This window comes from Shewanella sp. MF08487 (genome assembly GCF_050848685.1).
Classification (GTDB): Bacteria; Pseudomonadota; Gammaproteobacteria; order Enterobacterales; family Shewanellaceae; genus Shewanella; species Shewanella glacialipiscicola.
This window is the reverse complement of the sequence record NZ_JBOZPB010000003.1, coordinates 91,935-103,735: the sequence shown is the minus strand read 5'-3', so window position 1 is coordinate 103,735 and position 11,801 is coordinate 91,935. Positions and strand designations below refer to the sequence as shown.

The window sequence follows — 11,801 nt, the reverse complement described above, 5'->3', positions numbered from 1 at the left end:
GAGTTCAATTTGTTAGTTATGCAAATAGTAAAGTGATAAAAAGCTCCCTCAACGAATATCGAGTACTGCAGCAGGGACGGCATTGGTTAACTCAGGTTCTAAGTTATATATGTCACTGCGGTAATGATCTTGACCATTATCCTCTAGCCATGCAGTCCAATAAACAAGATGCACGGGCAGCTTTTCTGACAAAGCAAACCATTGTGTATGGGAAACTTCTGGCGCCAATTTGTCCCACAAGCGCTTGTCTTTTACTAAATGTTCCTTAAACCACTGCGCTAACTCAGAAACCTTCTCTATACGAATACAACCCGAGGATAATGCTCTATTATCCTTGTTAAACAAGCTAGGCTCAGACGTGTCATGTAAATACACACTAAAACTGTTTTCAAAATGAAACTTATATTTACCTAATGCATTCTTAGCACCCGGGCGTTGAACTAATTTATATGGAAAAGAAGTCGATGCTAATGCTTGCCACTCTTCTGGCGTATGCTGCACCTTTTGACCATTATAATCATACACATCAAACTTACGCTCACTGAGGTAATGACCATTTTTTTTGATTTGCGGCAGAATATCCCGGCGTAAAATACTGCTAGGGACTCGCCAATCAGGATTAAGCACAACACTGGAGATTTGACTATCTAAAATAGGGGTTTGTCGAGATGGTTTACCGACAATCACCTTAGACTTAAGCACTGTAGTGCCGTTATCCACTAAAGTCATGTCAAAGGCAGGGATATTTATCAACAAATAGCTCGGCGCTAACTTACGCTCAAATAGCCTTTTCCGAATAGTGTTTTTCGCCAGTAATACAGCCCTTGTTTTAGGGGATTGATTCAACCAATACAAGGTTTGTTTACCAATGACCCCATCTTGCTTCAATCCATGCCTTAGCTGAAACTGCTTAATACCCACCATGAGCTCTTCAGTATACACTTGAGTCGTTTCTGACCATGTCGTTAAGTCGCCCAATACTTGTAAACGTTTTGAAATGATATCAATAGCTTGATGCGTCATACCTAAGGTCAGCTTTTCATCTAGCACTAAGGTTTCCCATGACTCAGTTGCATCAAGTTGCATAAGATGAGTAATTTGTTTCAGCACGCTTTGGAATGGAGTATCCATAGGAATAACGGCAGAGGTTACTTCCATCGTTCCAGTGTCATTACATGCCGTTAATAACGTCACATAACGCCAATAACTCACTACATTGGCTTGTATTCGGGCTAAATCTGCCATTGATAATATATTGGGTGAAGCGACCAGCTCACGGTAATCTTGGCTGAATAAGGGATTCACTCCCGCAAGATCTAATAACAACACCTGTGGCATTAATGCCTCCAGTTGCAATTGGGGCTCGGGGTCTATCACGTGAAATCCCGTACTGGACCCAGTACTTAATTCACTGTTTAACTCAGGGCCTAAGTTAGAATTTAAGTCAGGATTTAACTCGCGTTCCGCGCTTGGATTTACGTTTTGTGGAGGGATCTCATCAGCTGCATTAACTAAACTGAAAGGTATTATAACGATAACGGTGAATACTAAACGGCGAAATAATGAGACAGCCAAGCGAGCATCACTTAGTCCCCGGTCTCTCTTTGCCACTGGCACATTTGATATACCGTTTATTAGTACAATGGTGTTGCGCACCAGAGTCGCTAAAACACATTGAACAAAACGATAGAAATAGCGAATGATCTTTTGCAATACCATAAACACTTCCTTAATACGGTCAGCAATCATGTCAGGGATCAACACTACAATATGACTATTCCATGGAGCTTAATGAATTGCTAGCGCTAACTATAGATAATAAAAAGAAAAATGCCACTGAGGTTAGTCAGTGGCATGTAGGACAAACTATGCACTAGTGGCTATTAACAAAAAGACACTAAATCTTCTTCAACAAATTGCTCAGGTAACTTTTGTAAGTTACGTAGCATCTGTGGATTTGCTAACACCATCGCCCTTTCTTGACGATTAAGCAGAGCTAATGCACTTTGCTGACAACGCGCTTCCAATACCTTCACATGCAATATCGCTTCCGTCGCTTCAATCGGTGTACCTGCGGCTCGCAATGGTTGCTTATCAACCATTGCCAAATGCAGTTCCATCAACGCAGGATCTTTAAGAAGCTGTTCTAATGTCCAAGGTTCGGCAATAAAACGTTGATAAGCAGTACGCGCTTCTTGTGCTTGAATACAAATGGTAGCGGGACTACGTTCTTCTGGCGTGGCGAGAATACCAGCACGCTTGAACACTTCGCCAATTTTGACTGAACCTGTCCATGCCGATATAGGCACAGCAAACCACAAACCAATCAAAGCAGGGCTCATCCAAGCTAAAAGTGTTAAAGAGTCTAAAATAGCCGCGTAACCTAACATAATACCCGCTAGCATGTGCCAGCGATGACGGTACAAAAGTGTCAGCCAAGGCATACTGCCATCATCACGACGCTGCGGCGACCAACCACTATCTCGCCCCATCAAAATCGACATCACTGCGCCACAATGAATAAACATCATGATAGGTGCGATTAAGGCTGAAAGTATCACCTCAAAAATCACACTGAGTATCGCTTTAATGCGTCCGCCCACACTGCGAGCAAACTCGCCATCTTTGAGTAGTAATAGCACTCCAAAGACTTTAGGACCAAACAACACACCCATAGTAATGTAGAACAATCTCAATGCTCTATCCGAGTCCATGATGGGCCAAGTCGGGAACAGTGAAAATTGATCGGTGAAATATTCAGGTCGAATAAAGTGTGCCTGCAAAGCCAACATCAAACCGGTCAAAATCAACATCAACCAGAAAGGAGATGACAAATAAGCCATGATACCCGTCAGTAAATGTAAACGGCTTACCCAGTGCAGACCTTTAGTCGGCAAAATACGCGAATGCTGTAAGTTACCTTGGCACCAGCGGCGATCACGCACGGCTAAGTCGATAATCGACGGTGGACATTCTTCGTATGAACCCGGTAAGTCATAGGCAATGACCACACTCCAGCCAGCACGGCGGATCAGCGCAGCTTCTACAAAGTCATGGCTCATGATATGACCACCAAAAGGCGGTTTACCCTTAAGGTTAGGTAGTCCAGCCGCAGTCATAAAGGCTTCGGTGCGGATAATGGCGTTGTGGCCCCAGAAGTTACCTTCTTTTTGTACCCACCAACCTAACCCGGTACCAATTACTGGACCATAAATACGCGCCGCAAATTGCTGTAAACGGGCCATTAAAGTGGTGCCATTGATCAACGACGGAATCGTTTGGATCAAACCCGCATCAGGATCGGCCTGCATACGCTGCGCTAAGCCTGTGATAGTTGACGACTCCATTAAACTGTCGGCATCAAGCACCAATAAATGATCATAGCGCGAACCCCAACGACGGCAAAAATCCGCCACGTTGCCCGCTTTACGGGCGACGTTTTTACGACGACGACGATAATAAACTCGCGAATGCTTATGGGTTTCTTGACGCAACACCAAAAACGCCTGCTCTTCAAGCAAAGCGATATCAGGATCAGTAGTATCACTTAAGATAAACCAATCAAAAGCATGGCCGTGTCCAGTTTGCGACAGGGTTTCTGCCATCACAGAGACCGCAGAAAATACCCTATCTGGGGATTCGTTATAGGTTGGCATTAAAATCGCGGTACGCGTATGCAGCTGCGTCGCATCCAAGTCTTTGGCACGCGGTTTACGTAATAAGATGAGGAAACCCGCAATACCGCTACAAAATGCTAAAGCAATCCAGCAGAAGTTAACCGCAAATAGCACCAATACTAGATACTCTAAGGGTGTAATTCCACCAATACTAAACACTGCGCCCATTTCATAAATAGCAAACAGAGACATCAATAATGCGCCGCCTACTACGAAGAAACGACGAGAGGCACGCGAACGCACGCCATTTGCGACAGTGCTACGGCGCGGAAAACCTTCCGGCATCTTACTTAAATTTTGGGGTTCCATCGCGCCAGGCCGTTCATTTGGCATAGCGCTGCCACCCACGAGGACTTCCGTCTCGAGTACCGAGTTATCGGATACAGTCATATTATGTTGCTCCGTCATGAACCTTACAGCGTCCAGCGATAGAGCCAGGTTTCAACCTGACGAGGAGTTGGGAACTTAAGTTCAGCGCGCAGTTCGATAAGATCTTTATCTTCTGGCTCTAATTCAAAAGCTAAGCGATAGCCATTTCTAGCGGCATTACGGGCAATCACCACATTCGTGACCACACCACCAGACGCTTCAACTTTAGCGACAGGCATTTCATCAGTCATCGGACCTTCTAATTGATAATCAACCACAAATAAACGTCTTGGAGTCGCCTTAGCAATATCGGCACGACCGCTGGCAGAACGAGATACATGCACAGCGCCCATTTTGGCTGCAGGTTCATCACCCCAGCTCATGCGATAGGCAAAATGAAACTCGCCGCCCGCAGGAATTGGTTGACGTGGTTTCCAGTAGCTTACTATGTTGTCATGAATTTCTGACTCAGTCGGGATCTCAGTTAGCACCACTGAACCTTGGCCCCAATTTCCGACAGGCTCAATCCATAAACTAGGACGACGTTCATAATGGGCTTCTAGATCTTGGTATGCCGTATAGTCACGCTCACGTTGGATCAAACCAAAACCCTGCGGTGAGTTGTCAGAAAACGCACTGACTTGTAATTGACGCGGGTTAGCCAGTGGGCGCCACAAATGCTCGCCACGACCGTTTAACATCAATAAACCATCAGAATCATGGACTTCTGGTCTAAAATCGTCGGTATCGTGACGGCCATTTAGCGAATGCAAGAACATACTGGTACTTGGCGCTAGACCTACTTTGTTCAGTTCAACCCGCGGAAACAGTGTCGCTTCCACATCAATGAGCGTGTTATCGCCAGGACGCACAGAGAAAGTATAAGCCCCCGCTACACTTGGGCTATCTAACAAGGCATGTACAACAATCAAGTTGCTGTCATTGTGAGGACGTTCAACCCAGAAGGCACGAAATATCGGGAATTCCTCTCCTTCGGCATCGGCAGTTTTTAAAGCTAAACCACGGGATGATAAGCCATAGGCGTTACCTTTACCCAAAGCACGAAAATAACTTGCACCTTGAAATACCATGAGCTCATCGAACACACCGTTAGTATTCAGTTGGTTATGAATACGAAAACCGGAATAGCCAATATCATCATTGGGCAGCGCTTGAGTAATGACTTCACCCGCAGTGAAATACTTAGGCTCATAGGCCAAATGTGTCGCTTTATTACCCTCAACGATGGCTATTTCAATTAGATCTTGGAAATAAAAACCACGGTGAAACATTTGCATTTGAAAAGGCACACCCTGATCACGCCAAATAGACGCAGTCGGGTTAAAACGAATATCACGGTATTCATCGTATGACAGTTTAGCCAGTCCGGCGGGCAAAGGATCTTTGAGAGCCGCATAGGGTTTCGCTGCCAAACGTTTTGCTATTTTTACGACAGTCTCACCATCAAAATCGCCGGTTTTAGTAAAGCGCACTTGATTTTTGGCCGCAGGCTGAGCAATGGCTTTCGGTGGAGTAACCACTGGAACTGTCTCGGTGGGTTTTGTCTCTTCAGCGTACGCTACACTAGACAAGGCGACAACAGCGCCTAGCGTCAGTGAACATATGAGTGACGAATAAGGTTTGGACGATGGGCAACGCAACAAGCTAACCATAGATAGGTAACCTAAAAAATAAACTAAGAAATCAATGTTTTTTATATAAGCAATGAATTTTTTTCACTCTCAATAGGTGATGAAAAAAAACAACTGCTTACATATCGCGAAAGATATCAGAAGGAGAAAAAAACGCATAAATAAAGATGCGGTTAACCCCTTTTAGACAATACTATTTGAGAATAAGTTTATACTAAAAAAGAATATAAAAATAACATTAACATGCTTATTAATGGTTTCAAAGTTACAAAATAAAATTAATCGTTCAAAATGCGGCATTATTGAAAATCAATAACGCCTCTTAAAGGCTCAATTTAATGTGGGTACACTTAGCTGCCGCAGAATAGTCTTTAAAAAAATATCTATAATAAAACAATTAGTTAAATTAAGCTCTCCTATAATCACCACATTCATACTCTGACTGAATTGATCAAAAAAGCGAGCTTATGTCGCCCTGCCAGCGCCTATGTTTCTCGATTTAACTTGTGCTACTCGCATGGCAGAAAAATAGTTACTGATAATCCACCGTGTTCCCTGGCCGCCAGCACCAGTCGCCCTTGATGTAATTCAATGATGTGATGACAGATAGACAAACCTAAACCCGCGCCAATGCCTTCATTTTCATTCACACGATAGAAGCGTTCAGTTGCACTGGCAATCTGCTGCTGCGTCATACCTTGTCCTTTGTCAGCAATACAAATACAGATTTGGTCATCAACGGCACATGCTGAGACTGATATTTCAGATTCCTTGGGGCTATATTTACAAGCATTTTCGATAATATTTTTTAGTACGAGCAGTAAATAGAAGCGATCGCATTTCACCGTCAAATCGGAGGCAATATCTATGTTCCATTCATAATCCGTAATTTGTGGCATCAGCTGATTAAGCGCATCTTCAATCATCGGCAATATCCCGTGGGATGATACATTAAGCTCATTGATTGAATCGACTCTTGCAAGTACGAGGAGTTGTTCAACCGTATGGCTCATCTGTTCGACACCCGCATCAATGGCCGCTAAATGAAACTTCTGCTGAGGATCATCATCAATCAGGCTTTCTAAACCATGTTGATGTAATTTAATTACCGATAATGGTGTTTTTAGTTCATGTGCCGCATCGGCGCTAAAACGGCGTTCACGGGCAATAAAGCGGGCAATGCTATTGATATACAAATTTAATGCGCGGCGCACAGGTACAAGCTCTTTGGGTAAAGACATAGTCAGTGGCGTAAGATCGTTTGGCGCTCGACTAATTAACTCTCTTTCGAAGGTTTTTAACGGCCTAAATAAAAGATAAAACAACAGACTTACAATCAACAATGTCAAAGGTACAACAATCAAGGGAACTATCACTGCATTATGCATAATTTGAGAGACGAGTTCTTGACGCACATCATCGCGCTGAGCGGTCACAATCCAAACATTATTTTTTACCGAGAAGAAACTAAGTACATGCCAAAGCTGGCCTTCAAACATAGTCTGATGATAACCCTGTACAAAATGCGTAATCGGTTTAAGACCAATATTATCGGATAAAACCAGTGCTTCACCCGCCTCCCCCCAAATCTGAAACGCCAATTTATGTTCATAGGCAAGCTTCAACGCATCCGCTTTTTCAGCAAATGTGCTGATTTGACTATCTGGGACATGCAATATTTGTAGTTTCGTCTGATTTCTAACGGGGACGCCAAGATCTGTATGATAAAAAAGCTCCAGCATTTTTGCAGTTTGTAGCATTTGGGCATCAAAAAGCTCTTCTATTTGATGCTTAGAATCACGGGTACTCAACCAGCTAGAGACAGCGACTGAGACTGAAATACCTGACAAAATCAATAATGTCAGAACCAAACGCAGTGAATACACATCCTGCCCCTTTAATCTAATCACTTAAATTTCCTAACGTCTTTACATACTCAGCAAATAGTTAAGATATCAATACCCATAAACGCGGTTGTTGTCACTGAATGGATCGCATTAATTTATTTCAATCAAGGTATAACCGATACCGCGCACGGTTTTAATCAGTTCGTTAGCGAGTTTTTTACGTAGATGATGAATATGCACTTCAATCGAATTGCTACCAACTTCATCCCAACCATAGGTTAATTGTTCGAGTTGACTGCGCGTCAATACGCGCCCCGCCGACTGGGCAAGTTCAAGTAATAATTGAAACTCACGGCGTGAAAGCACAACATTTTGGTCGCGAAAAGTCACTTCGCGCGTATCTAAACCGATACATAAGGCGCCAATAATCAAACTGTTGTGATCGAGTCCGTACTGACGTCTAACAATAGCTCGAATGCGTGCAGCTAATTCACGCACATCAAAGGGTTTACCTAAATAATCGTCGGCACCTATGTTCAAACATTCTAGCTTAGTGTCAAAATCGGTATTGGCGGTTAGCACTATCGTTGGGATGGATACCCCTTGTTGCCGCCAAGCTTTAAGCAACTCTTTGCCGTTACCATCAGGTAAACCAAGATCGAGCACTATGGCACTAAAACTTTCATTTTTAACCCCCTGTAATGCTTGTTGGTAAGTATTAAGGTGATCAACCTGCATGCCCAGCTTACCCAAGCTTAAGCATATTCCTTGGGCTAATAACTCGTTATCTTCAACCAACATAATACGCATTCAATGTCCTTAACAGAGCCTTTTAAAAGAATCCTTAACGAAAAATACTAAACTTAACATCTTGTTGCTGTAAAAATGCTTCCGCATCTTGGCCATGTAGCATGGCCATAGTCGCCAGCATTCCTGCGGTCACACAATTTGGCCCTAACACAGTTACAGAGCGCGGCGCATGGATAACGGGATAGCCAGTGCGTGGGTCGACAATATGGCCGTAACGCTTTCCATCGACTTCAAAAAAGCGCCGCGTATCGCCACTGGTCGCTAATGCACCCTGACTAATCGCCAGTACACTCGAAGCGTGATCGAGGTGTCGTGGATCTTCAATTCCCACTTGCCATGGCGTCACTTTAGCCACGGGACAAGCGATATCACCGCCAAAATTCACTAACACTGGAATGTCTGGATAACATTCGGCTAACTCATAGGCGACTCTGTCGACCGCATATTCTTTTGCGATACCACCAAAATCCAATTTCATACCTGTTGGCATCTCAATATAGTGCGAATCAAACTCGATACGTTCCAACCCCACTAAGGCTTTGGCGGCAAGTATGTGGGCATGTTCGGGCAATTGGGCTTGGGGATCAAAGCGCCACAGTTCCATTAACGGCCCTGCAGAGATATCGAATAGTCCATCACTGAGCTGAAAACATTGTTTGGCAAAGGCCAATAGCTGCCAGGTTTCTTCATCAATAAGCTGCTTATAACCATTGGCATGGTTTAATTGCCACAGACAATTCTGCGCGATAAAACGACTGTATTTATGTTCGATACGCAGCGCTTCAGCGACGGCCATATCCAACATATCGTCGGCAATATCGAGTTGATCACATGCGATGAGTATTTCACAAGGACTCGCCATGGCCCTAAATTCGCCCACATAACCCCAATCGCGGCGTTGCAACAAATAAGGTGCGCTCTTTAGGGACGATGTCGACATCATAAATCACCTCTTCACATGGCATCCCACTGGGATTACGATTGAATAAGTTCAGGGGCAAATTGAGTATGGGTAGCTCAGCTACCCATACAGTTTAACGCTTTGCTATCTGAGCCAGTAGCATTATTTCGTATTAAAAAGAATAACTAAACTGTGCTGTAATTGCCTTCTGAGTTGGAAAAAGATCAAAGTTTTGCAGCTCTCCAGGAATCGTAGCACCGTTATTTTTCGGATCCTGTTGGTAATACTCTAAGCGATACGACATTTCATGACCGCCCGATAATCTATGGCCGAATTTAACCCCAATCGTATAAGCTGACATATCTCCGATACGATAATCGGCACTGGCAAACTCAGGCAGTGGCGTATCAGCCATCAAGAAAGGTTGATAGAAGTTAGCCGCCGTTTGTTGGTAATAGCGCAGATGTAATTGACCATAGAAGTTGCCGGTAAAGTAATACCGATAATGGGTTTCTAAGGTATGTGATGTGAGGTCCCAGTCATCGGTATTATAACGATAGGAAAAATCCACCACACCCGCATCTAATGCGCCTTTGGCCATCACGTAAAAACTGTGCTTTAAGCGCGAATCGGGGCGGCTCTCATACAATAAATCCTGAGTAATGCCGTTGTTATCCACCACACTGAGCACCTTGTAGGGATCAGTTAAATAGCCGTTCACACTCGACAAGCCATAATTAGCTTGCAACAACCAGCGCTGACTAAGCACTTGGGTGATACCTAACATCACATCCACGGTCTGCTTATTATCACTGCTACCTTGACGGGTAGCATCGAATGCGCTGCGATAAGCTTCCTCACTGGTGAAGTTATCGCGAATGACCATCGAAGATAAATCCACCGGACGACCGCCAACGGGGTCAACCACATCGAAACTATAAGCTGTACCTAAAAATAAAGTGGTGTTGTCTTTATTAAACCCTCGCTCAATTCCGGCGTTGATGCCCATTGACATATAATCAAACTCTTTCGAGCCATATGCGCCAACATTGAGTTTCCAATCGGGTGTTAGCACTTCACTCCAACCGACATTGGCTTGTACGCGGGTATCGTGAAAGGTGTCATCTAACGGCGTTTCCCCCGCTGAAACATGATATTGACCATTACCAGATGGTCGAGTAAAAGTTTGGCTAGTACTTTGGGCCACGGCGCCCGATGCTGAAGGACCCGTTAGACTGTCAACCACGAGTTTGAGATCCAGCACACTGTCATCGCCAAAGGCTTTTTGCGCTGTACCTATGGCTTCGATGGCTTGTACTCTATCTTGCTCACCGTAATACATTAACGCAGCATCGATCTTCCAGTCGTCAGTTTTTTTAGATAATTCAGTCGCATGGCCACTTGTTGCAAACAGTCCACAACTGGCTAATGCAAGAGCACCCGCAATCTGCTTCGATTGTCTTGTATTTATAGGGTTCTTTTTTTGGGTCATAGCTGACAACACCTGTAGGTCACTTCAATCTATTCAATACTGCGGGATTTCGCCCCAGATTTTAGAACATCTGCTCGTCACATTTGTTTTAGTACGTCTGTTCATTACATCTGTGCGTTACATTTATTCGTTACATCTAAGGGCAAATAACACCAACAGAGAGTTTAGTTACAGCCACATCCACCACCGGCAAATGCACGTCCGCCGCTACTGCCTTCTTTACTAAAATAAATATGATCATCGAGTGCTAGGTCGAGCTTTTCACTGTCGAGCGCCATATCGCTGCGGGCCAACTGGCCTTTCTCCCACGGCTGCACGCCTAAACTTGAACATCCACTCAAACCTATGATGAGCGTTACTGCGACTAATGCGGGTTTAAGCATAAATTACTCCTTCAGTAAATTGACGAGTTCTTGCTCGTATTCAGCGGTTTTATCGGCATAAAAGCCAACATGATGCTGTACTAACTGACCTTGACGATTGAACATAAAACTGCTCGGCATGCCCAGCAAATCGAAACTGCGAGCGACATCACCCTCGGGGTTAAAACGCACTGAAAAATTGGCAGGGACTTGTTTTAAGAATTCCTGGGCTAACTCGTTATCTGTATCTAGGTTGATTGCCACGACAGCTAATCCCTGATCTTGATACTTTTTTTGTATTTCATTCATCCACGGAAACGATTTACGGCAAGGGCCACACCAGGATGCCCAAAAATCGACATAGACGACTTTGCCTTTAAACTCACTCAGGGAAACGGCTTGGTTTTGCGCGTTAAACACTTGATAGTCCAGCGATGGCGCGGCTTGTACGCCTACGGCCAATAGACTGAGTAACAACAATATTTTCTTCATAGCATATTCTGCATTAACGATTACGTTTGAATCTATTAACTGAATCTTAAGGTTTTCTTAAACAAGCTTATATAAGTCCAATTAAGCCGTATGCGCAGACTCCCCCACTTAAGGTCGGCATTTTCAACAGCGCAACCTTAATAACATGAGCGCCGATTAAGTGACCGATTTCATCCAAAATGGCGAATGTGAGACATTT

The 11,801-nt window shown here is 44.1% G+C and carries 9 protein-coding genes; all 9 read right to left on the bottom strand.

The features are described from left to right. Positions 1 to 48 precede the first annotated feature (48 nt). The 9 genes from ACRN9H_RS03100 to ACRN9H_RS03060 all read right to left on the bottom strand — a co-directional run bounded on the left by ACRN9H_RS03100 (position 49) and on the right by ACRN9H_RS03060 (position 11,602). Positions 49 to 1,719 (bottom strand): L,D-transpeptidase family protein, encoded by a 1,671-nt coding sequence (locus tag ACRN9H_RS03100; RefSeq protein ID WP_432312528.1) that lies wholly within the window; start codon positions 1,717 to 1,719, stop codon positions 49 to 51. Between the two features lie 164 nt (positions 1,720 to 1,883). Then, complete coding sequence (gene mdoH, locus ACRN9H_RS03095) at positions 1,884 to 4,067, bottom strand: glucans biosynthesis glucosyltransferase MdoH (protein WP_432312422.1); 2,184 nt, start codon at positions 4,065 to 4,067, stop codon at positions 1,884 to 1,886. A gap of 23 nt (positions 4,068 to 4,090) precedes the next feature. Further along, positions 4,091 to 5,719 (bottom strand): glucan biosynthesis protein G, encoded by a 1,629-nt coding sequence (locus ACRN9H_RS03090; protein ID WP_432312421.1) that lies wholly within the window; start codon positions 5,717 to 5,719, stop codon positions 4,091 to 4,093. A gap of 488 nt (positions 5,720 to 6,207) precedes the next feature. After that, complete coding sequence (locus ACRN9H_RS03085; protein WP_432312420.1) at positions 6,208 to 7,608, bottom strand: ATP-binding protein; 1,401 nt, start codon at positions 7,606 to 7,608, stop codon at positions 6,208 to 6,210. Positions 7,609 to 7,695: 87 nt separating this feature from the next. After that, entirely contained in the window at positions 7,696 to 8,355 is a 660-nt protein-coding gene (locus tag ACRN9H_RS03080; protein WP_220772828.1) for a response regulator transcription factor, read from the bottom strand. Between the two features lie 34 nt (positions 8,356 to 8,389). Beyond that, entirely contained in the window at positions 8,390 to 9,298 is a 909-nt protein-coding gene (locus ACRN9H_RS03075; RefSeq protein WP_432312419.1) for an FAD:protein FMN transferase, read from the bottom strand. Positions 9,299 to 9,428: 130 nt separating this feature from the next. Continuing rightward, complete coding sequence (locus ACRN9H_RS03070; protein WP_432312418.1) at positions 9,429 to 10,748, bottom strand: DUF3570 domain-containing protein; 1,320 nt, start codon at positions 10,746 to 10,748, stop codon at positions 9,429 to 9,431. A 164-nt stretch (positions 10,749 to 10,912) separates the two neighbouring features. Beyond that, positions 10,913 to 11,131 carry a DUF4266 domain-containing protein gene (locus tag ACRN9H_RS03065; protein WP_028760174.1) on the bottom strand — a complete coding sequence of 73 codons (219 nt, stop codon included), beginning with the start codon at positions 11,129 to 11,131 and terminating at the stop codon, positions 10,913 to 10,915. 3 nt (positions 11,132 to 11,134) lie between these two features. Then, positions 11,135 to 11,602 carry a TlpA disulfide reductase family protein gene (locus tag ACRN9H_RS03060; protein ID WP_432312417.1) on the bottom strand — a complete coding sequence of 156 codons (468 nt, stop codon included), beginning with the start codon at positions 11,600 to 11,602 and terminating at the stop codon, positions 11,135 to 11,137. Between the last annotated feature and the right edge of the window lie 199 nt (positions 11,603 to 11,801).

Excerpts from the sequence above, each read along its gene's own strand:
- ACRN9H_RS03100 (WP_432312528.1), bottom strand. The coding sequence starts at position 1,719 with ATGGTATTGCAAAAGATCATTCGCTATTTCTATCGTTTTGTTCAATGT.
- mdoH (WP_432312422.1), bottom strand. The coding sequence starts at position 4,067 with ATGACTGTATCCGATAACTCGGTACTCGAGACGGAAGTCCTCGTGGGT.
- ACRN9H_RS03090 (WP_432312421.1), bottom strand. The coding sequence starts at position 5,719 with ATGGTTAGCTTGTTGCGTTGCCCATCGTCCAAACCTTATTCGTCACTC.
- ACRN9H_RS03080 (WP_220772828.1), bottom strand. The coding sequence starts at position 8,355 with ATGCGTATTATGTTGGTTGAAGATAACGAGTTATTAGCCCAAGGAATA.
- ACRN9H_RS03075 (WP_432312419.1), bottom strand. The coding sequence starts at position 9,298 with ATGATGTCGACATCGTCCCTAAAGAGCGCACCTTATTTGTTGCAACGC.
- ACRN9H_RS03070 (WP_432312418.1), bottom strand. The coding sequence starts at position 10,748 with ATGACCCAAAAAAAGAACCCTATAAATACAAGACAATCGAAGCAGATT.
- ACRN9H_RS03065 (WP_028760174.1), bottom strand. The coding sequence starts at position 11,131 with ATGCTTAAACCCGCATTAGTCGCAGTAACGCTCATCATAGGTTTGAGT.
- ACRN9H_RS03060 (WP_432312417.1), bottom strand. The coding sequence starts at position 11,602 with ATGAAGAAAATATTGTTGTTACTCAGTCTATTGGCCGTAGGCGTACAA.